General features: G+C 33.1%; 16 protein-coding genes and 1 tRNA gene. 10 read left to right on the forward strand and 7 right to left on the reverse strand.

What is annotated here, in order from left to right; translation table 11 throughout:
• The first annotated feature begins 56 nt into the window (after positions 1-56).
• The 6 genes from yidA (at position 57) to rluC (ending at position 7,027) form a co-directional block, all read left to right on the forward strand.
• Positions 57-872, forward strand: coding sequence for a sugar-phosphatase (yidA, locus tag ERCILAFE3058_RS00440; protein ID WP_157989535.1), 816 nt, complete (start codon positions 57-59; stop codon positions 870-872).
• Between the two features lie 607 nt (positions 873-1,479).
• Entirely contained in the window at positions 1,480-1,629 is a 150-nt protein-coding gene (rpmH, locus tag ERCILAFE3058_RS00445; protein ID WP_157989536.1) for a 50S ribosomal protein L34, read from the forward strand.
• A 16-nt stretch (positions 1,630-1,645) separates the two neighbouring features.
• Positions 1,646-2,005 (forward strand): ribonuclease P protein component, encoded by a 360-nt coding sequence (rnpA, locus tag ERCILAFE3058_RS00450; RefSeq protein ID WP_157989537.1) that lies wholly within the window; start codon positions 1,646-1,648, stop codon positions 2,003-2,005.
• Complete coding sequence (gene yidC / locus ERCILAFE3058_RS00455) at positions 1,969-3,876, forward strand: membrane protein insertase YidC (RefSeq protein WP_157989538.1); 1,908 nt, start codon at positions 1,969-1,971, stop codon at positions 3,874-3,876. Before rnpA ends, yidC begins: the two co-directional genes overlap by 37 nt.
• A gap of 481 nt (positions 3,877-4,357) precedes the next feature.
• Positions 4,358-5,212 (forward strand): RNA polymerase sigma factor RpoH, encoded by an 855-nt coding sequence (gene rpoH / locus ERCILAFE3058_RS00460; protein WP_157989539.1) that lies wholly within the window; start codon positions 4,358-4,360, stop codon positions 5,210-5,212.
• Between the two features lie 864 nt (positions 5,213-6,076).
• A complete protein-coding gene (rluC, locus tag ERCILAFE3058_RS00465) occupies positions 6,077-7,027 on the forward strand; it encodes a 23S rRNA pseudouridine(955/2504/2580) synthase RluC (RefSeq protein WP_157989540.1) in 951 nt (316 codons plus the stop codon).
• A 613-nt stretch (positions 7,028-7,640) separates the two neighbouring features.
• Here the strand turns inward: rluC and rapZ are convergent.
• Positions 7,641-8,486, reverse strand: coding sequence for an RNase adapter RapZ (gene rapZ / locus ERCILAFE3058_RS00470; protein WP_157989541.1), 846 nt, complete (start codon positions 8,484-8,486; stop codon positions 7,641-7,643).
• 652 nt (positions 8,487-9,138) lie between these two features.
• Between rapZ and smrB the strand changes: the two genes are divergently transcribed.
• Complete coding sequence (gene smrB, locus ERCILAFE3058_RS00475; RefSeq protein ID WP_157989542.1) at positions 9,139-9,687, forward strand: endonuclease SmrB; 549 nt, start codon at positions 9,139-9,141, stop codon at positions 9,685-9,687.
• A 292-nt stretch (positions 9,688-9,979) separates the two neighbouring features.
• Here the strand turns inward: smrB and ERCILAFE3058_RS03530 are convergent, their stop codons facing one another.
• The 4 genes from ERCILAFE3058_RS03530 to ribB form a co-directional block, all read right to left on the reverse strand.
• Positions 9,980-10,294 carry a histidine phosphatase family protein gene (locus tag ERCILAFE3058_RS03530; RefSeq protein WP_232037568.1) on the reverse strand — a complete coding sequence of 105 codons (315 nt, stop codon included), beginning with the start codon at positions 10,292-10,294 and terminating at the stop codon, positions 9,980-9,982.
• 45 nt (positions 10,295-10,339) lie between these two features.
• Positions 10,340-10,522, reverse strand: a complete 183-nt coding sequence (locus ERCILAFE3058_RS03535; RefSeq protein WP_232037569.1) for a SixA phosphatase family protein — start codon at positions 10,520-10,522, stop codon at positions 10,340-10,342.
• A gap of 2,177 nt (positions 10,523-12,699) precedes the next feature.
• Positions 12,700-13,308: a ribosome biogenesis GTP-binding protein YihA/YsxC gene (gene yihA / locus ERCILAFE3058_RS00485; protein WP_157989543.1), complete on the reverse strand. Its 609-nt coding sequence runs from the start codon at positions 13,306-13,308 to the stop codon at positions 12,700-12,702.
• Positions 13,309-14,910: 1,602 nt separating this feature from the next.
• Complete coding sequence (gene ribB, locus ERCILAFE3058_RS00490) at positions 14,911-15,579, reverse strand: 3,4-dihydroxy-2-butanone-4-phosphate synthase (RefSeq protein ID WP_157989544.1); 669 nt, start codon at positions 15,577-15,579, stop codon at positions 14,911-14,913.
• 1,051 nt (positions 15,580-16,630) lie between these two features.
• Here ribB and ERCILAFE3058_RS00495 point away from each other — a divergent pair.
• The 3 genes from ERCILAFE3058_RS00495 (at position 16,631) to fmt (ending at position 18,881) form a co-directional block, all read left to right on the forward strand.
• Positions 16,631-16,718, forward strand: a tRNA-Ser gene (locus ERCILAFE3058_RS00495).
• A gap of 677 nt (positions 16,719-17,395) precedes the next feature.
• The gene (gene def, locus ERCILAFE3058_RS00500) at positions 17,396-17,905 is read left to right on the forward strand and encodes a peptide deformylase (protein ID WP_157989545.1); all 510 of its coding nucleotides are present in this window, start codon (positions 17,396-17,398) and stop codon (positions 17,903-17,905) included.
• 25 nt (positions 17,906-17,930) lie between these two features.
• The gene (gene fmt, locus ERCILAFE3058_RS00505; RefSeq protein WP_157989546.1) at positions 17,931-18,881 is read left to right on the forward strand and encodes a methionyl-tRNA formyltransferase; all 951 of its coding nucleotides are present in this window, start codon (positions 17,931-17,933) and stop codon (positions 18,879-18,881) included.
• Positions 18,882-19,643: 762 nt separating this feature from the next.
• Here the strand turns inward: fmt and ERCILAFE3058_RS00510 are convergent.
• Both ERCILAFE3058_RS00510 and ERCILAFE3058_RS00515 read right to left on the reverse strand, forming a co-directional pair.
• Positions 19,644-21,098: an amino acid permease gene (locus ERCILAFE3058_RS00510; protein WP_414973849.1), complete on the reverse strand. Its 1,455-nt coding sequence runs from the start codon at positions 21,096-21,098 to the stop codon at positions 19,644-19,646.
• A 1,398-nt stretch (positions 21,099-22,496) separates the two neighbouring features.
• Positions 22,497-23,600 carry a porin gene (locus ERCILAFE3058_RS00515; RefSeq protein ID WP_157990039.1) on the reverse strand — a complete coding sequence of 368 codons (1,104 nt, stop codon included), beginning with the start codon at positions 23,598-23,600 and terminating at the stop codon, positions 22,497-22,499.
• Positions 23,601-23,926: the final 326 nt, after the last annotated feature.

Here is a 23,926-nt window from a genome sequence, read left to right on the forward strand (position 1 = left end):
CAAAGACAGATGTACTATGTTAAGATATGGAGATACATTAAGATTCTGAGGATGGTATGGCGATTAAACTTATTGCAATTGATATGGACGGCACATTACTAAATCCACAGAATGAGATCACACCACGAGTACAAGCTGCTATTCAAAAGGTATCTAATATAGGTGTAGTAGTAATTTTAGCTACGGGAAGACCGTTTGTTGGTGTACAACGTTATCTAAAGGAATTAGGTTTACAGAAAGATAGTCAATACTGTATTACGCATAATGGTGCATTAATTCAGAAGGCAACGGATGGTGAATGTGTGTCTGAATTATTACTTAATTTTAATGACTATCTCTATTTTGAAAAATTATCACGTGTTTTAGGGGTTCATTTTCAAGCTTTAACAAAAACAGAAATGTTTACTTCTAATCAGGATATCAGCGAATACACTGTGCACGAAGCTTGGATGACTGGTATTCCGTTACGTTATCGTCGTGTGAGTGATATGGACTGTAATTTATATTTTCCGAAAGTCATGATGTTGGATCCCCCAGAACTTTTGGATTATGCGATTTCTCGTATTCCGGATTCGGTATTACAAAAATATAGTATTATGAAGAGTTCGCCATACTACTTAGAAATACTAGATAAAAGAGCTAATAAAGGTACTAGGATAAAGCTTATAGCAGAACAGTTAGGTCTTACAAGGCATGAAGTTATGGCTATCGGTGACCAAGAAAATGATTTAGCTATGTTAGAGTACGCCGGTATAAGTATAGCCATGGGTAACAGTATTTCCAGTGTAAGAAAAATAGCACAATTTATTACTAATACTAATGCAGAAGATGGTGTAGCTTTGGCGATTGAGAATTTCGTGCTACGGAGTTAATATGAAAACTATTACAATCAGTTATTGATTTGATGTATGTTTTATATGAATCACTGTTACATCGATACGATAGCAATACATTGATGTTTTATTTCTGGACATGTATTAGTACTATACTAAACCAGTGACATTTTGGCTCAAAATATTATAACCCTGAAAGGGTGTAGAAACACAGATAGTAATTTATAAGGGGTTATTTCGAAATTAGATATGTTTCTATATATGGAATACGGATTTATAAAAATAAATCAGTATTGACTTATAATATATTTATATTATGATATATTTTGAGGTTAGCAGATATATTTATCTCAAAATGAATTTATGTGCGAAAAGGACATTTTATTAGTTGTAAACATGGTAAATCTGGCTAGTAACTTACTATAGAATATTTTACCCATGATGGTGTATATCTTTGAGATACTACGGGCATAGATGCTATCGTAGTATACGCGGTATTTTATTAAATTGATGATTTATTATAGCTCATTACATATTAGGCGAGAAAAACATCTCAATTTGGTATGGATCAGGTTAGTGTACATATCAAATTAGCTATAATATGTTTACTAGATATAAATGTAGGTAAATTATAGGTAACGAAAGAATGAAACGCACTTTTCAACCTTCTATACTGAAGCGTAACCGTACCCATGGTTTTCGTGCTCGAATGGCAGATAAAAATGGTCGTAAGATCTTGTCCCATAGAAGAGCGAAAGGTCGAACACGTCTCACTGTCTCAAGTTGTAAACACTAATTGTTATCCATAGTGAATGAAGACATTTTCTTTTTCAAAAAAGTTACGGCTGTTGACTTCTGAAAGTTTTACTTTTGTTTTTGCTAAACCACAGCGAGTAAGTATAACACATATAACTATTCTTGGACGCGCTAATATATTAGGGTATCCAAGAATAGGTTGCACCCTTTCTAAAAAAAATCTTAAATATTCTCATGAACGAAACAGAATTAAACGATTAATTCGAGAAAGTTTTCGGCATAATCAGCATACACTCCCAGAGATGGATTTTATAATTATTGCAAAAAGTGGAATAGGAACTCTTGACAACCATGCTCTAATGAGGGGATTGGAGAAATTATGGAATCGTCATCGTCGTTTATCGTGCGATGTCTAATTATATTTATATGCATCTACCGGCGTTTTATTAGTCCTATGATAGGGCCTTGTTGCCGCTTTCAACCAACGTGTTCTCAATATAGCATTGAAGCATTACAGAGTTTCGGAGTACTAAAAGGTACTCGGTTAACTATAAAACGTATATTACAATGTCATCCTTTTCACTTTAGTGACCACAATTCAGTGCCGCTATGTAAACATCGATTCCAGAGAACCTTACAAATGCCTTCGCAACGTAATTTTTTTCTCATCATTTTTGTGCTTCTATCTTTAATTATTTGGCAAGCATTACAAATACATAACTTTACTCCATCATTACCAACTTATAGTGTACAAGATACTACCACTGTAGATCATCATATCCTGAATGGAGAAGTTCTTAAAGACAGCTCCCATAAAGTCATCACAGTGAAAACTGATGTCCTATCTTTAAGCATTAATACTTACGGGGGTGATATTGAACAGGCAGCCTTATTAACTTACTCAGATAAATTAGGATCTGTACGTCCGTTTGTTCTATTAGAATCGAAACCGAATTTTATCTATCAAGTACAAAGTGGCTTAACTAGTACTGATAAATCAGGTGTTCTCTTACATGATGCACCACTGTTATACGCTAGTAATCAAGAGCATTTCGAATTGTTGGATAATCAGAGTGAATTACGAATACCATTAACCTTTATGGCTAGCAATCATCTGACTTATATAAAAACATTTATATTACGACGTGGTGATTATGCTATCACTATTGATTACAAAGTTCTTAATATGACCGGAAAACCCATAGAGGTGTCAATGTTCGGTCAGATACAACAAACTGTCAATTTACCAGAAGATCGTAATACTAATAGCAAAAACTTTGCCTTGCATACTTTCCGAGGTGCAGCTTATTCCAGTAGTCAGAATAAATATGAGAAGTATTCATTTGATAACATTATGGAGAATAAGAATCTTTCTATTCTTACTGTAAATGGATGGATAGCAATGTTACAGCAGTATTTTGCTACCATTTGGATTCCACACACAATCGGTATTAATACTCTATATACTAGAAATCTAGGAGACGGTACCGCTGTTATTGGATATCGATCTGCACCAGTGAATATTGCATCTGGTGCTCAAAAACAATTATTAGCGACATTATGGGTTGGACCAGAGATGCAAGATCGTATGGCTCATGTAGCACCATACCTAGAACTTACTGTAGATTATGGTTGGTTGTGGTTTATTGCGCAACCTTTATTCCAGTTATTACAATTTCTTAACCGTTTTATTAATAATTGGGGTTTTTCCATTGTTTTAATTACCTTGATTGTACGAAGCATTATGTATCCACTTAGTAAGGCGCAGTACACATCAATGGCTCGCATGCGTATACTACAGCCTAAGATTCAGGCGATGCGGGAACGATTAGGTAATGACAAACAGCGTATGAGTCAGGAAATGATGGAATTATATAAAATAGAAAAAGTAAATCCACTAGGAGGTTGTCTTCCGCTGATTATTCAGATGCCTATTTTTCTTGGATTATATTATATGCTAATTGGATCTGTGGAACTACGACATGCCTCATTTATGCTATGGATTCAGGACTTATCCGCACAAGATCCATATTATATTCTTCCCTTGTTAATGGGAGGAACAATGTTTTGCATCCAAAAGCTGTCGCCAACTACCGTTACGGATCCTGTACAGCAAAAAATTATTACTTTTATGCCAATAATATTTACTATATTTTTCTTATGTTTTCCTTCTGGTCTTGTTTTATACTATATTATTAGTAACTTAGTCACGTTATTACAACAGCATATAATCTATCGTGATCTAGAAAGACGTGGATTATACTATCGTGATAATCGTAAACTCTAATTTGGTAAAAGGTTAGTCACTGAACTTAGTAGTAAGTAGGTCACTATATTTATTAATTGAAGTTAATCATATGTATTTGACGGAGTCTTAAAAACACATATGATAAATGTGCTACAATCAAAAGAGATATCATCATGATTTATTTTTTAGATCGTAGCTGAGATAAAAATAGATATAATATGGCCTTGTCATATTAATTGTCCGTATTTTTTCTTGATAAAGAAAATGTGTGATATTCATTCAACACAACAGGTAATTTTTGTAAGTAGTATGATCCATACTGGAATATGTTTGTCACGATGACGATTTAACTACAGTATAATAGCGATTAAACAGGAGTATTTGATGTATAATTTTCTTTGTACTGTAAAAATTAAAGATTTTAAAAGAGATATTGTTTTACTGTTGTATTGATAGCATAATATTACAAAGATAGGATGTAGAATCCCTTGTGATAGCTTATTATACGGAGAGGGTTTAAATGACGAAAGAAATACAAATTGTCAATGTTTCCTCTTTAGGTAACTTAGATGCTTATATCCGAGCAGTGAATTCTTGGCCTATGCTGACGGCAGATGAGGAGCAGGCATTAGCTGAAAGATTATACTATCAGGGTGATTTGTTAGCAGCTAAGAAATTAATATTATCTCATTTGCGGTTCGTAGTGCATGTTGCCTGCAATTATTCTGGTTATGGTTTACTGAAGGCAGATTTGATTCAAGAAGGTAACATTGGTTTAATGAAAGCGGTGCGGCGATTTAATCCAGCAGTTGGTGTGCGCTTAGTATCGTTTGCTGTGCACTGGATTAAAGCAGAAATTCATGAATACGTATTACGAAATTGGCGTATCGTGAAGGTTGCCACTACTAAAGCACAACGGAAACTGTTTTTTAATCTTAGAAAAACTAAAAAACGTTTAGGTTGGTTTAATCAGGATGAGGTAGAAATGGTTGCACGCGTATTGGGGGTAAGTAGTAAAGATGTGCGAGAAATGGAGTCACGTATGTCCGCACAAGATGTCACTTTCGATCCTCATCCAGCTAATGATTCTGAGAACAGCCCTTTATCTCCAACGTTTTATTTACAGGATTCCTCGTCGAATTTTGCACACTGTATTGAAGAAGATAACTGGGGCGATTATGCTGCCGATAAGCTTAGTCTTGCGTTGAAGGATTTGGATGATCGTAGCCAACATATTATTCGTGCGAGATGGTTAGATCTAGGTAATAAAACCACGTTACAAGAGTTGGCTATGTATTACCATGTGTCCGCCGAACGCATTCGACAGCTTGAGAAAAATGCTATGAAAAAACTACGTGGAGCTATTGAAGTATAAAATATCTATTTTAATATATTTATGGGATTAATTACCATCATACCGAAAATATACAGTATGTAGTTTTTGTTGTATCATCTATCATGCAATGATAGATGTATTAATTTCATAGATTAACCTCTGCTTCATACTAGAGATAGTAGTATCAAAATACTCATATGTATTATTTTTATCAAAATAAAGATTTGTAAAAGTAGATGTGGTAAAATGTATTGTGATGCATAAGAGATGTATCCTAATAACGTGACTTATATTATATACTATATTAGTAGATAGTAAGGAGTGCTATAGTATAAAATCATAAATTTATTTTTTATTGCGAATACTTAGTATAAGGGAAAATAAATAAATAATGAATATTTATATTATGTGTAATGAGGTGCCAAAGAAGAGTTATTAGATGGTTTTGTGGGGGTTGAGTATTAATATAAGACTACGGTTTTTTTCATAGCAAGAGTCAGTTAGTATAGGAATATAGATACGAAGAAAGAAAAAAGATAGTATATTTGTGCTGAATATCATCATATGGATGTCATATATACAGAATATTTTATTGCTACATTGGCAAAAAGACGCACAAAGATCAGAATAAGTATTGCTCTTTTCTTAAGAACAGTTTATTCATCAGGATATGCTTAGTAATTTTTCATGTATATATATAACATCTCCATGCGTTAAACACATACCAGCATGGATCGTGTGATATTTTATATACAGTAATAATAAATATTATATACCTCGATAGGTAAAAATTTGATTTCAACATTTCGATTAAGAGAATCGCACGAAAGGATTTATTTTGTTCTATAATTATATGAAGGTATACACATATAACATGAATAGAGTCTTTTAGCATTATCTACCATGAGTAATGATACTACAAAAAAAAACATTGTAATTGTGTTGCCGGACATGGCAACACAACGCATAGATAATTTTTTACATACCATGTTTAAGGGCGTTCCAAGAAGTAAGGTTTATCGTCTGCTACGAACAGGGGGCGCGCGTGTTAATCGCAAACGTACGAAACCACAGTATAAACTACAAGTTGGAGACAACATAAGTTTTCCTTGTGTGACTATTGACCCCTCAAGAAATAAGATAGATACTTCAAAAGTATCGATATTTTCAGAATTAGAGCGTGCAATTCTCTATGAGGATGAGTACATAATAGGGCTGAACAAACCTTCTGGGATAGCTGTTCATGGTGGAAGTGGTGTGAGATTTGGGATCATTGAAGCCTTACGTGCGCTACGACGAGAGACATTATTTCTTGAATTAGTTCACCGTTTAGATCGTGATGCATCAGGTGTTTTATTACTGGCCAAAAAACGTTCATCATTACGCGTTCTTCATAAACAATTACGCGAACGAGGAATGAAAAAAGACTACTTAGCTTTAGTGAAAGGGCGGTGGCCTCATAACATAAGAATGGTTAACGCACCTCTTTTGAAGAGCACAAGACTAAATCATAAAAAGATGTATGTGAACAGCGCGGGAAAACCATCTATTACATTATTTCAAATAGAGGAAAATTACGCACAATTTGCCACCTTGGTTAAAGCATCTCTTGTGACTGGGCGTACACATCAAATTCGTGTACATGCATCGCATGTAGGTCATCCCATTGCTTTAGATGATCGTTATGGCGCTGCTAGTGAGTTTCGTCAGAAGCTTAGTTGTACTGGTCTCAATCGTTTGTTTTTACATGCAGCTCAATTATCTTTTACGCACCCAGGTAATGGGGAAAAAATATCTATAGAAGCACCACTTGACAAACAATTACAACAATGCTTAAAAACACTACGTGGTTAGGTGAACATTTATAGTTCCACATAGCACTTAATGTATTTCTCTCGATCCTAGTGTATTTTATCATAGATAAAATATGCATATCTGCTCTTGTGTGGTGAATATTATTTTTGATCGTGTTGATAACAAAATACTGTTATGTATGTGAATGGTTTGATGCAGTTTACAATTAATAATATGCACACTAAATGTATAGACAGTCTTTTTCATAGATATTAATCATTTTTTCGATTTATATGCAAGGCATATAAAATAAGGGTATAGCATATTGATCGCAGAAGATTAAATAATACTATTTGCTAGTAAAGAAAGTGTATATTTGTGTATTTTTTCTAATTTCATTTTCAGCACTATTTAGTGCAAATTTATGTTTTTAAAAAGAAATCTATATCTTAAAATAGAGAGTGTGTTATGTATTGCATTATCTAACAAGATGTATGCCTTTGTTCTATCTTGTGATAAATAATGATTTACTGAATAGTAAATGTTCTCAAATGAGAAGCGAGTAAATTTTATATGAGTAAGATGATGACACGGATAGTATTTCAATAGTTTCTCTTATAGACTGATATAGTCTCTCTTTTTATTTTTGCATACAATCACTCATAAAAACTTTTTATTTTTCTAGCGCACGATGGCGGGATTGTACAATCTTACCATATGAGAGAAAGTGATTTGCTAGTTGATTAACTACATAGACCGAACGATGCTGCCCCCCTGTGCAGCCAATAGCTATAGTTAGATAGCTGCGGTTGCTTTTTTCTAACATTGGCAACCATAATTCTAAGTATTTACACGTGTGTACAATAAAGTCATAAACCTCTATCTTTTGTTGAAGAAATTCTGTTACAGGTTTATCATAACCTGTCATAGAGCGTAACTTAGGATCCCAGTGTGGGTTGGGTAAAAAACGTACATCCAATACATAATCAGCGTCAATTGGGATGCCATATTTAAAACCAAAAGATTCGAAAACAATTGTTAATTCACGTGCACGCTTTCCCAATAAGCGTGCACGAAGTACTTCCGTCAGTCGATGTACTGACATCTCTGAAGTATTAATCATAAGGTCGGCTTTGGAGCGTAAGGGAGACAACAGGATATTTTCTTCTTCAATTGCATTTTCTAATGATAAGTGTTGACTAGATAAGGGATGGATACGACGTGTATCGCTATATCTTCGAATTAATGTATTTCTGTCTGCATCTAGAAAAAGGATCTGAGGTATAAAGAGATCTGGTAAGTTAGTTAATACCTTTTCAAATATTCCAGGGTGTTCCGGCATATTTCGGATATCAATGCTAACTGCAGCAGATATATAGCGTTCGGCTAACAAGCGAGCTAAATCAGGTAGTAATACTATAGGGAGATTATCTACGCAGTAAAAACCCATATCTTCTACTGCGCGTAAGGCGACAGATTTTCCTGAGCCTGAACGCCCGCTTATAATCATTAAAAGCATTTTCCCTCCTTCGCTTTTATTCTATAAATAAGTTTTTAAGTAAACTTTATTTTAGGTAGTGCTTATATTACTTGACTATAGTTAAGAACAGCATCGAATTACTTGTTATCTTCAATCATACAATAGTGATTACGATATAGAATCGTGGGTCTTGGCTAGTTATATCAGTCTATTTTTCTTCTATTGTATTCAGGAATCTTTTTCAAGGATTTGAGTGGGTCACTATATCAAGCAGTATGCATTATAATATGTCATATTTTCTGTGATATTGAGAATATATGTCGAGGCTTATCTTTATAGGTTAATGGATGGCTTATTACAGTGTGTATCTTTATTTTGTGATTATGTTGTAGCTTTGTAATATTGCATAGTAGTGTTGGATGATAGATTTTTCTCATACTAAAAGCGATCAATATAGTACTGAAGCATGTCATTAGATTGTGTTTTTAATACAAAATTGCATGTATCGGGGATTGTTTTATTCTAAAAGTACAAAAAAAGACAGAAAGTTGGTATTTATTTCTTAAAAGTATATAAGCACACTACCATACTCGTTTTTTAATATCCCTTAAAGAATGGATAACAGTAAGATAAATAAGATAAATTGATATGCCATCGTAAAATGTTATTTCTGAGAAGAGTGATTATAGATATGAATAAAAAACAACAGAGCGGCAGCGTAGAGGACCAAAAAATATCATTTCGTCGCTTAATGAGTAATACACGTCAATTAGTACAGGATACTATTACACATACACCATTACGTAAAAACTGCACTCGAAAAACGTTAAAACGCCTCATTTTGGAACAAAGTGATGAGAGTCATTATTTTTCGGATACGTTTCAACCAATTCTATCTAACGAGGGTGCATTATGTTATGCACGTAGTGATGTTCATCGCTATGAGCTTAAAAAATTATATAGTGGATATTATACGCCAGAGATTTTTCTTGATCTGCATGGTTTGACTCAAATAGAAGCAAAAAGAGAACTCGGTGCATTAATTGCAACTTGTCGAAGAGAACATCTTTATTGCAGCGGTATTATGCATGGCTATGGTAAACATGTTCTTAAAAATCAAACGCCTTTATGGTTAGCACAGCACCCATTAGTGATGGCTTTTCATCAAGCACCTAAGCAGTTTGGCGGTGATGCAGCGCTATTAGTACTAATAGAAGTAGCAGGTCGTCGGTATGATTAATACGGTAGTTAGCATGATGATATGATTGCTCATTCTGATATTATACGATATTCAATGTATTTGATTACCAGCGATGATAGTATTTACTGTATGTTACCATTGATGATATTTCGTGATCAATAAATAAAAATTATTTCTTATACGGTTAGAGTGCATATTATTACAGAATACTAATCGTGATGGATGATGCATTAATAAAGGTTTTGTTAATTTTATTGTTATGTATAAGGAGGTCGTATTAGTGCTATCAAAGAATTTTATGAATAGATATTTATAGATTCTTTTAAGAATGTCACTTTTTGTCTTCTGGAGAATTGTTCTTTTGTAAGTAATAAGAATCATAAGCATTAAGGCGGTGCTTATGAATAATGTAAGGTGATACTTGCCATTGTAGCGTACTAGAGAGCCATGTAGTATTGAAATTAATACAAGCGATTTCTGAAGTAGCAAATGTTTTTCTTTTTTCTTGCGGACACAGCATATGAAGAATATTGTTAATGAATGGAAGATGAGAAATAATTATTACTGATTGAATCAAGTCTTGTTCTAGCAATTGAAGATAAGTTACAACTTTGCTATATATTCCCGAAGGGGTTAAGTCCCACATAAGATTCACTTCATTAGGTAAAGTTAATTCTTCTCGTATTGCATTTCATGTCTGTTTAGTGCGTACATAAGGGCTAATTAATGCTTTTTCTATATTCATTGATTGGCGCTGCTTGAGCCATTTTGCCATCTGACGAGACTCGGAATATCCACGATCGGTTAAAGGTCTAACAAAATCATTGGTTGCTTGTGAGACAGATTCACCGTGCCGCATTATAAAAATTTGCATATGATACCGGAAAGTTAGTAGTATATCAGAAAAAAAGTTACTTTTATTGTGTTCCATTAGCAGAAGTTATCAGTCATCTGTATGCCAATGAGGCTATTTTGATAGAGTATCTTACCATATTTTTTTATCATTCACAATATTAAAGTGTTAAGAGAAACATATTTTTTTTATCTAAGAAGGTGGTAGACGTTGTGTAGATTTTCTTCTTATTGAAGATAGATCCTTCTTTTTGTATGCAGGGATTCATTTATTTTATATATGTAAAGAGTTGCACATATTAATAAAGGATAGCATATTTATTACATAAACACATGAATATATTCTTGAATAAGACATTCGGTTAATATAATTAATATTAGTGGTGCATAAAGCACAGCATTTATTTTTTATTTGTGCGTCCAGAGAGTATACATCGTATTCCTGTGATGCTAGTAATATAGTTCTACGGGGTTAAAATGTTCATAGAGATAATGAGTAGATGCGATTATCAGCTATTATATGTCTTTTGTTATGTATACATTTGTATTCGATATGTATCTCATGTTATTAAAAGTTGTTGGCTACAGCAGCACTCTATCTCTATTTTAGATATTATAATGAAAAATATCATTATTTATCACCATTAGTAGTATCTTCTATTTTCTAATAGAAATGTGATACTAGGGTATACAGGAAGCTCTGATGGGAGGGTGATAGTATATTTAATATTTACATTACTTTGTCGATATAGGTCCTTGGTTTAATGATTTTATACTTCTTTAAATATAGGATTCTTTTTAGAAAAATAACTATAAGTAAGTAGATTTATAAGATGACATGGTGAGAGTATATAATATTTTCTGTATGTTAATTGAGGATTATAATTATCCATTAAGGCCCATTTCTGTAATAATATATAATTATTTAGCGTGCATATGAGTGCGTTGTGCGCTATATGGTGTCATATTTTGACACTATAGATACTTATAACTGTATATTTATGTGTAGTTTTTAACTAAGCATTTCGAATGTATACTATATTTTTTAATGTTGTTTTTTGTGTTATGGATATACGTTTACCATCGGTAAAGTACATATATTGCATTAGCTATATAAGATTTTATCTCAGATTGTTGAATGCAGATCAGCATATATGAAATAATAACACTATACTATGGAGCTAGAGCATAATAGCTTAAAGAAGATTTTAGTAAAAAGATATTGAGTGAGTAGATACTAGTAAAATCTGATTTTAATGACTCATGTATAATATGATATTATTTACACTCTATCTTTTAGTATGCAAGTACACGTATATAACGCATATGTGTAAAAGTGTATTGATGATTAGAATATATGTTGATATATACGTGAATCTATGCATCAATATGCATAGGTTTTATAACAAGCGCATAAGATGTAGCATAACCATTTTTAGTAGGTGTTCAAAAGAAAACTTTGTATGATTCAAAAGAATTATGCAGAAATATTATGTCAGGTAATATTAGCATGTTTGACTATGCGTATGCATTATTGATTAGCAGGTTTACTGGTTTTACTAGGTACAATAACTAATATAAGTTCTGATAACATGAGCTTAAGTGGATTTATTATTAACATAACAGATTACATCATATAGATTATATAGGTATGATGACTGCGTAAAAATATTTACGATCATCAGATAGAATCAGGATAGAGGTCTTGGAATAAGACATAGGGTATATATAAATAGATTATTTTCTGCGCATACCTAGAGGTTTCTTCATAGAAGACAATAAAAAGATATGTATATTATGAGAGATAGCGCTATTAAAGATATAAATGATAGTGTATCTATACATGATCTTTGTACGGATAATGCTAAGTAAAGATGCATTACGGCACTTTCACTCGATAAACGGCATCGGGGTATATTTATATTTATAGGAGAAATAGCTTAAATGTATTCGGTATTTTGCTGAAAAAATAAAAAGTAAGTAATTTCATTTTTCATAGAATAAAAATATAATATCTTATTAAGAAGATATTAAGAGTAATATATGTGGATGATTGGTTAGAGTTATGCATATATGTAAAATTTTTTTATTGTCTTTTCGGCTAAATGTTTTTGTTTTTTTAATGGAGAGATTTTAGTTCATATCAATGCATATCGCAGATTTTATCTCATCCTGAGATAAAGTCTGGCATAATTTTTGCTATAGGTTAGGGGACTGATACCAAATATTTAATTGTTGCTGAAGTTTATCCACGCCTATTTTTTTTGTTGCAGAAAATAATTCAATTTTTATTTTTCCAGATAAGACCGCGGTTTCTTTACGCACTTTATTTAGCTGTATTAAGTTGGAACTATAAGATAATTTATCTGATTTTGTAAGTAGAATTAATATTTCTATGTTGTTTTGTATTGCTAAGAGGATCATGTGCAGATCAATTTTTTTGAGTGGATGACGAATATCCATAAGAATCAATAATCCTCTTAAAGATTGGCGAGATTGGAGATAATTTACAAAAAGACTATTCCATTGTACTTTTGTATTGTGTGAAGTTTTTGAATAGCCATAACCAGGGAGGTCAGTTAATCGATAACCTTCAGAGACTTGGAAGAGGTTTATGAACTTGGTGCTTCCTGGAGTTTTACTGGTACGCGCAAGATTTTTTTGATTTGTTAGTGCATTAAGAGCGCTAGATTTTCCAGAATTCGAGCGCCCTATAAAAGCAACTTCAACGCCAGTGTCATCCGGTAGGCAGTGCATATTAGGCGCGCTAGTGATAAAGCGCGTTAAGTGATAATGCCAAATAAACATTAGATATCTTCCACATTAATAGAACAATATAATTACTATACTTAATTTTTCGAGTATATAAATGTATTGCATATCTATATTTTCTCATCATGCATTAATATTTTATGGTAACTATACATTTGAGCAAACAAGAGCATGCGTGATGTAGATGCCATTAGTGCTGTAGTTTATTCCCAGTGTGGAGGCTTTTAGCTAGTAACAGAATATAGATCATATATATCTATCTATATATTTTTGTTAGGTAAGTGGATATTTTTCTGCGATCATTACACTATTTCTAATATATTAAATTACCGCGTATTGAGGGCCGCCAGTCGTAGATAAAATCAAAATTTTACGTACAGAGTGTATGGTACTTATTTACATCAATATTCACTACTCATTCATACACCATGTTATCATATATAGAGCTAGTACATATGGTTTATAAATATTTCTTGACTATAATTAGATACTGTTCTGGTGTTTTCACCTTTTGTACTAAGAAAATCATGCATTCTATATGAATTAAATTATACTATTCGGGATATATCCGATAACAATGGTTTAATTTATAATGTATAGTAGCGTGCTATAGATCATAAACAGAAATGCTTCTTATTTTTATTAATTTATGTAGTTGAAAATATCGATATGATATTACATTAATCGTGCCATTCGTCTATAGAAGATTTTAACCCCCACCTAAAGAAGATTATTTAATGAATAGTGCATATATATCTACAGGAATCTACTATTTGGTATGGTAATTGCTACTTAAGGTATAGACAAAATGACTAGAGTAGACGCAAGAAAATAATTTTAGGTGTGTGATGATATTAGTTGATATTATCGCTATCTGATTGTTACTTATTAGTAGCGCATACATACGGCTATTGGCTTTGTATACCGCAAATATTTGCACGATAACGTCTACAGGGGTGCATGTTATGTACCGAAAAGAATCTTTAGTGGAAACTGTATACAGTTTTATTGCATTCTGACATTTTCTGTTTTTTATTAGAAATAATATATAGGCAGCTCTGATGGTTACATATATAAAATAACCATTTGCGTACGAGATATGCTCAGATCTTTCTCGAGTTAGATACAGTAACGTATCTTAGGTTAAGCCTAAATTCAAAATATGATGCACCTATATTTTATGGGGATATAAATATGTAGATATAAAGCACATATATTATACATAATAATTATTCTTATAGAGATCTATAAGATATTTTATGATGATGTAAGTGCTATCATGTGACACAAAATAGTTAATGATATTGTGAAAATTTATTGAGTAGCACAAGGAGATGCATTGCGTATGTTATGCACGATAGGTCTATCAGATATTATGGAGTTTTGTGTGAAAAATATCTTTTATGCAAAGAGAAGACTTTATTTTTGTGCATGCGTTGTGTTTCTCAGTGTTTTCAGAGGTTAGTAACCATATTGCAAAATAGGCAGTAATCGTGCGAGTATATGTTTTTTATTTTGAGCATTATAAGAGAGTATATTAAACGTCTCATGTTGACCTTTTGTTATAATAATCTTGTAGCCGCCCAGTATTTTACTGTTAGTGCAAGATACCTCTTCAATCAGTTATCTATCGTTATATCATGTTATTGAATGCTTCTTTGAGTCTATAGTGTGATGCCTTCGATATGTAACTAAATCTTGAATAGTCACCACCGGCATTTGATGTTGGCGGGCAAAGAAGATTACCTCAGGAGCTCTTGCCATAGAGCCGTCATCGTTAGTGAGTTCACATAATACTCCTGCTGGTTTGCAGCCAGCTAATGTCACTAAATCAATCGTTGCTTCTGTATGTCCTAAGCGAGTTAATACTCCTCCTGCTTGAGCACGCAGAGGAAAAATATGCCCAGGACGATTTAAATCACTTGGTCTAGCATGATCAGAGATAGCAGCGCGAATAGTCGTGAGACGATCAGCAGCAGAAACACCAGTAGTAACCCCTTTCGCGGCTTCAATTGTAACAGTAAAACCTGTACCGTAAGCGCTAGTATTATTATGAACCATCATAGGGATTTCTAGTTGTTTGAGGCGTTTTTCATTCAGGCATAAACAAACAATACCGCTGCCGTACCGAATGCTTAGTGCCATTTGTTCTACAGTCATATTTTCTGCAGCAAAAACCATATCTCCTTCATTTTCACGATTTTCATCATCTAATATCATGATCCCACACCCAGAACTTAGGGCATCAATGGCTCGGAGTACACGTTGTGCCGAGGTGCCTAATTTAGAAAATAGCGACTGATCCATATTGTAGATAAACCTTTATAAATATTTGGATTACTGGAATCAGGGCGCGCGTAAGAGTAGTATATGGTAATAAGCAATATCGTTTTTGTATTTCTTCACAAAAATCGTTTATTGTCTCCTATGTACATATTTTATTATTCGCCCTGCAATGATACCGGATCTACTATTCTATAAATCGAATTTAAAAGTACTTACGGGCTATAGGAATATAATAATGCATGATTTTATGCGCGGTTATATTTTCATAAAATCAGATTATTTATCATAGATTTTAAATAAGTAACATAAACATTCACAATAGTTAGTATTAAATAGTCATGTTTACTATCATCAGTTAATAGCTCGGTGTGAGACATATTATTGTTATGATATAGTAGTGATTACAGCGTGTATTATAATATCTTTGTATTTTGTGATCTCCGTCTGCGGCCCTACTTCATAATAGATTGAAGGAAGAAAGCAATCAGTCTCATGAATGAATAGTGTGGCATAACATATCGAAAAGAGTCAAATATATGTTTTTTGAGTATAGTGTGATAATTATGCATCATATGTATTTTTTCCATTAGACATATCTGTGAATAGAAAGTAAACTATCTGATGTATATACCTTATCACAAAGTACCACAGAAAAATTCTGTCATGGGTGTGATCATTTTACATCATTTGTCTTGAAACAAGAAGCCGTGTAAGTAATACTTTTGTAAAATAAGCATAATAGCTCTCTATATATCGAACTTTCTCATAGCAAATAGTCGTTAAAGTATTTATAGGTTTTTTGTGTGTCTATATAGGGATATATATTTAGTTATCCAGATAATTGGTAAGAGGGTGGAATTCCCTTTATTAATCACCACTACACATTTTATGGAAGAGTTACTAGTAGAGTAGTGGTGTGAGTGATTTTTGTATCCGCTAATGACGTGACGATGTATGACATACAAAGATTTTTCTTTGAAAATAGTATAGAACAACTTGTTTTATGATATTTGATGCGAAAATTAGATGACTTTACAAAAGTAGTAAAGATGTTTATAGTTAGTAAAAGTATGGAGGAGTGGCCGAGTGGCTGAAGGCACCGGTCTTGAAAACCGGCGACGGGAAACTGTTCCAGAGTTCGAATCTCTGCTCCTCCGCCAAAGAAGAATCCCATAAAATGTTTTATGTTTTTTGGAGCGCTAATATTTATATTAGTGTCAGTTTTTTTATTTACGTAGTGTATTTAGAATAATACTAAAATATAGATGGATATAAATTTATACATGAGGGTGTGAAAATATGTTAGTGAATATATATTGATATATATACGATTTAATTTATATTACCCGTGCATCACTTAGTATCAATTATAGCATATTAACTGTATATTCAATACTTTTAACTGTATATTAAATACTTGCTTGTGATACGCATCCAATTGGAATTGGATGGATTTTTTTTTCTATTTTATGTATGCCATTAAGTATTTATGAATAAGTGGTAGAATATAGTTTTAAATTATAGTACATAGTGGTATCTTTACTTTTTCTAGTGTAGAAAGTATTTTTATTATATTTTATCGGTATTTAGAGGTGTATCTAGAAAAGAATAGGTTGACTCTAACAAGAGGGGTTGTAGGGCTTTATGCAAGCGCCTCAATATTGTGAATTTTGCATGTTGTATAAGTCGTAATGTGTACTATTTTGTACGATAACAGATTGCTGGTATTAATTTTTTATGTAAGTATTTTGCTAAAAAAGTTAATATGTTAAATATTTTTGGAGCGCGATTACACTGAATTGGTAATAATTTTTATTGACTTTATATCCGGAAATTTATGTCTGTTTTAAAAGTTTTGAATTTTCCAGACGAGCGATTGCGTATTACCGCAAAACCTGTACAAAAGATAGATGGCGAAATTCACAGTATCATTAATGATATGCTGGATACTATGTATGCTGAAGACGGTATTGGGTTGGCGGCTACACAGGTGAATATTCATCAATGTATCATTGTGATCGATATTTCTGAACATCGTAATAATAGTTTAGTTTTAATTAACCCACGAATTCTCCACAAAAGTGATGAAGTAGTAACAGAAGAAGGGTGTTTATCCATACCTCAGCAACGAGCCTTTGTTCATCGCGCTAATACAGTTAAAATTAGCGCTTTAGATAGATTTGGATGTAGCTATCTATTAGAGGCATACGGGCTGTTAGCCATTTGTATTCAGCATGAAATGGATCATCTTATTGGTAAATTATTTATCGATTACCTTTCGTCTATGAAACGTCAACGTATTCGTCAGAAATTGATAAAACTGTATCGTAAGAAGAATCGAGAGTAACGGAATTTATATAAAAGGTAAATATTTGTCAAATGTATTAAAAATTATTTTTGCTGGTACTTCTGAGTTTGCAAGCTGTCATCTTAAAACCCTTCTTTGTTCTAGCCATCAAGTGGTGTCTGTTTTGACAAAACCTGATAAGCCATCTGGGAGAGGTCAGAAGCACACTCCAAGTCCTGTAAAAAAACTAGCTGCAGCATATCAGATACCGATACTACAACCAGAATCACTAGATGTTCAAAAACATTTGGATACTGTGGCTGCATTTAATGCTGATATTATCGTAGTTGTATCTTACGGCCTGATATTACCTAAGGGGCTTTTAGAGATTCCCCCGATGGGTTGTATTAATGTGCACGCTTCGCTTTTACCTCGTTGGCGAGGGGCTGCACCTATTCAGAGAGCTATATTATCGGGCGATAGAGAGACTGGGGTAACTATTATACAGATGGATACAGGTTTAGATACAGGGTGTATTTTACATACACTTACATGTCCCATTTCCCTTACTGATACTAGCTCTACATTATATTCTAGATTATCTAATCTAGGCTCAGTGGGTTTATTGACGACTCTTACCAGGTTAGTAAAAAATGAAAGCTCTCAACGGACGCAAGATGAAAGAGAAGTGACATATGCAGATAAACTTAGTAAATTAGAAGCGCGACTTAATTGGTCATTGTCTGCTATGCAGTTAGAGAGGTGTATTCGTGCTTTTAATCCTTGGCCTGTCAGTTATTTTATTATTGATTCGCAATTTATCAAAGTATGGAAATCTTCTGTTCTGTTTTCTAATGTAACTGCAAAGGCCCCCGGGGAGATTATTAGAATAACACGTCATGGTATTCAGGTTAGTACTGCGGATGGTATTTTAAATCTTGAGACATTACAGCCTCCTGGCAAAAAGTCAATGACAGCACAGGAATTCTTGAATTCGCGTTATAAATTATTTGTGCCAGGCCGTTTTCTTATATAATAGATGTAATATGAGTATATGATAACAATACGAGAATTCCACTGCATGGGTCGTGTTATTTTAGGTTCGTCTTTGATAGACTATCCATCAGTTGTAAAACACATATAAGTTGGATCAAATCATAATTTTTATGTGGCGCTAACCTTCACTATAAAACTATATTTGAGGTGGAGAGCAGCAGTGTGAATATTTCCGTATATTATACATGTTTTTTATTTACCTTAATATATTCCTATGATATTCAGAATGAAATGTAGTGATCCTTTATATCTTTGTATGCGTAGTTTTTCTACCTTATGAAGAGTGTCTTTACTAATATGATTAATATAAGCACTCAAAACGGCTCGGTGCGTTATTTCTGACCCAATATTACACAGAGTAATATCTCTAGTTATGATGAAAATATATGTAGTGTAGTATAAGCACTGTAGGTGGTAGCATGAATGCCGTCAACTACATCATTCTTGCCCGCAAGAGACATAACACATGTGTATAGCATATTTTGGCTGCATGTTTTTTATATAGTCTTTTTAGGATAATGATGCTCTTTATTATAATAAGTTACATGAGAAATATATTTCTTAACGTAATAGATAAAATTCTCTTTAGAGAATCTCGAGTATTGTTAGGAAATAGTTATCAAACTTGAGTGCAAAATTAATTAATTTTTTAATAGAGCCTTTTTGTAAATACAAAAATAGCGGCATTATTTCAAGGATGCAAAATATACGGTACATTATTTTTATGATTGAGTTCAATCCTTTATTTTTTTATATTGGGAAAATGCATTTCGCTATATTTGATAATGCGACTTTTAGTTTTGATTTTAAATCCAAACCAAATACATAGAAATAGTGGAATACCAATATAAGTTGCAGTGACCTCACACCAATCAAGATGCTCAAGATAAAATGCCTGGTAGTTTTGTCCCAGGGTGATAATTAAGCAGAGTATGAACGCAAAAATGGGCCCGATGGGAAAAAAAGGAGAATGATATGGAAGCTGAGTTAAATTAAAACCCTGTGCAAGATATCCTTTTCGAAAGCGGTAATGGCTTACGGCAATACCGAGCCAAGCAATAAAACCTGTGACTCCTGATGCGTTTAACAACCAAATATAGACAATTTTTTTACTAAATATAAAAGTCAAAAAACATAGTCCTGCGACTAAAGTTGTTGCATACAGTGCAGAATAAGGAACACCTCTTGGCGATACTTTTCTAAAAATACGAGGTGCCTTACCATCGCTTGCTAGAGCATAAAGCATACGCGTGGCGGCGTATACACCTGAGTTCCCTGATGATAACACTGCTGTTAATATCACAATATTCATTATCGCTGCTGCTGATATGAGACCTGCATGTTGAAAGACTAACGTAAATGGACTAACACTAATATCTTGCAGGTTGTTTCTGAGAAGATCTGGATCAGTGTATGGAATTAGGATGCTAATGACTATGATGGCAAGCACATAAAATAATAAAATCCGCCAAAATATTTGACGAATCGCGCGTGGAATATTTTTTTGTGGGTCGATGGATTCACCAGCAGTAATACCAATCAGCTCAGTTCCTTGAAATGAAAAACCAACCATCATCGCAACGCGAATGATGGCGGGAAGACCTCCTGGAAAAGGAGCGTCACCAATCGTCCAATTATACCATACTGAATGGTCAGAATGAAAAAACATATTCAGAATGAGAAGTGTACCAATCATTATAAAAATAATGATGGTTGATATTTTTACTAATGAAAACCAATACTCAGCTTCACTAAAACCTCTAACTGATATGTTGTTTACAAGGAATATTAACCCTAAAAATATAGCGCTCCATATCCATCCCGGAATATCTGGAAACCACCAACCCATAATGATTTGAGCGGCAACAAGATCGACAGCTATAGTTACCGCCCAATTATACCAATAATTCCATCCTAATGCAAAACCAAACCCTTCGTCAACATACTTAGAGCCATAGACAGCAAACGAACCGGAAACGGGCATAAAAGCGGCTAGCTCACCTAAACTAGTCATTAGAAAATAGACCATTAGACCAATTAAGATATATGAGAGTAATGCACCTCCTGGTCCAGCTTGAGCAATAGTGGCACCAGAAGCGACAAAAAGACCTGTTCCTATAGATCCACTAATAGCGATCATCATTAAATAACGAGTTTTAAGATTTCTTTTTAAACTATTTTCTTTTTTTTCTTTCATATCATTATACATATAGATAATTTCAGCTGTTGGAAGGGGTAGAAGAATGATAGAAACTTATCATGAGTGCGGCGGCAATCATAGAATTCTATGTATTTTATAATGCTAAAGAATGTTCAGTATGTACATATAGTTATGTACAATGATCTTTTTGTATTAAATCTTTAATCCATATAGTATAAGATGTATCTAGGCTCAAAATTGTTTTTATTAGATTTAAGATATTTATATTGATGGTTAATGTCATTTTTATTCTCCATTTTTTGTTAAGAGAATTTTTATATGGAATATATAAAAATGATAGGTGCATAAAAATCGTATACAGATAGTGATAGTGATCTATAGTAGACTACTTGGTAGCATGTATCTACGTAGAGAGGATATATAGATTTCATTTCCTCGGAGGTGTTAGTAGTATATTGTTGTAATATGATCTTTATAAAAACACGTAGGGATTATATGAATATTTTTCAAGAGCAAGGTATTTTCTGTATGTTCTAGTTTAGTAATTATATTATTACAATGAGAGAGGTTGATGCATCCATGGTAATTGATTTTTACAATAATCATTTATAAAAAGAATATGGAGCTCTATGATGGTGATCAACGTTTTATATTACATGAGTTTTCATGGATGATTTATCCTTCTGGATTTATAATAATCTTAATGGATCTTTGTATTATTTTCAGATTACTTCCATCATTTACATTCTATTATTTAACAGAAACCTTAACATCATATTACTCATGGCGATATTATGATGCATGTATGAGGTAGTGTGATATATGGTTACTGTTTTGATATTTAAGTTAAGGATGCCGTTAATAAAGATATCGAATAATAATGATTGCAGAGTCTTGTTTTGCACCTTGTATGGTATGACATACGGTATATGTTCATTTTTTGATTACATTTTTGTGTGTTCATATTATGTAAATATATGAGTGATACTATTTATGTATATATCAAATAAGTTCATCAGAGATGATGAAATGTGATTAACATATCATAAACATGTTTTGTATCAACTCTCGCTTATGAATAAAAGCGTATTGTTTCCTCCAATATCAACAGTAGTGTATACATAGCAGATGATGGGCGCTTATCGTATGTACATACGGCGCTTTCAAGAGAGCGCGCATCCTATATTAGATTGCATTTTTTTGGTATAAAGCAAGACTGTATGTTTAGTATGTATTATGCTTATATGTTGTATGGTTATACCTAGAATTCGTATTTTTTTCTAAAAACCTGTTGAGTTTTGACAGTCTAGAAGCGTGCTGATTGCTACATATACATCCATTAGAAAAATATTTTTACGCGTGATTAATAGGCACGGGGCTATAACCCCGTGCATTTATATAGTTGATGCAAATCATTTTGTGATAGGAAAATCATTAGAATTTATATATTAAACCCAGTCCTACAGTATTGTTCGTAGAAAATCCTGCGTTAGTAGTGAAGTTATTCTTTTTTACTAGATTTATTTTGTAATCAATATAAGTTACTAGATTGGTGTTGAAGTTATAGTAAGTAGCTAAGTCGATATACTTATATAAGTCTTGATTGTTAAAGTGAGTAATTTTTTTACCTATAGATTGTATATACGCTAGAGAAGGGCGAAGTCCAAAGTCAAATTGATATTGTGCTACTGCTTCAAATTTCTTTTCTCTATCAACCATACCGTCATATGCTTTATCATCTACTTTATTTTTAATATAAGTATTATTTCGTGTTTCACCGTACATGGTGGCTAAATAAATATTGTTAGCATTATATTTAATTGCGGTCGACCATGTTTCAGCCGTGGTATTACCTTTTCCGAAATACGCATCTTTCTGATTGTTAGTGCGATCTGATCTTGTATACGCTGCAGATACTGCTACGCCAGTTGGCGTTTTGTAACTGAATGACCCTCCTAATCCATTTCCACTTTCTGCATTAATGTCTTTTTTTTCTGTTTGAGAGTGATTTTTCCCTTGGTATTGTAGTGCAAAATCAAGCCCATCAATTAAACCAAATAAGTTACTATTACGATAAGTGACTAGGTCATTAGATCGACCGATCAATCCATGGCCAGGGCGCGTATAATTGCCTCCTGATGCTGGTATAGTATTTGTCCAGGCTAATGGGTCATAACCCACTCCATAATTTTTACCATAGTCAAAAGTGCCATAATTACTAAATTTTAAACCAGCAAATCCAATACTTGGTTGAGCGGTGTAGTCGTTCTCTGCATCAGATTTCTTATTTTGAATGCTATACTCTAACTGTCCATAACCTGTCAGAAGATCTCTGATCTGAGTTTCACCCCGAAAACCAACGCGGATGCGTGATTTCTCACCTTCATCCTGAAAATTGTTAGCCACCTGATGATTTAGATCCATTTTACCATATAAATTTAATGTATTACCATCTTTTTTATAGATCTCTGCAGCATGCACAGAACTGGTCCCCAGTAGAGCTGGGAGCATTAGTGCAATAATTTTGCGATGCATCATTGTATGATCCTTATTGGATTGATTATCCGGAAAACTGCCACCTAAATATTGCGACACGAAATATTACATAAATTTTTAGAGAGTGTGATTCCTTTTCTGTACAGACTTTATCACTTCTGAGGTGATTAATCTAGTCTGAAAAATAATACTCATCTTTTGATGACAGTCAACCTGTCTTGAGTATTATAGTCATGTGCAATGGTATAAAAAATAATAATTTTTGATTATGTATCATAATATTTTATATGTATTAGCTTATTTAAAATGGTATAAATAAGCATGATTGACGAATTTTATAGTATATTACGACATGTATCGTATGTAGT

The sequence above is a fragment of the Candidatus Erwinia haradaeae genome (genome assembly GCF_900698955.1).
Classification (GTDB): Bacteria; Pseudomonadota; Gammaproteobacteria; order Enterobacterales; family Enterobacteriaceae; genus Erwinia_E; species Erwinia_E haradaeae_G.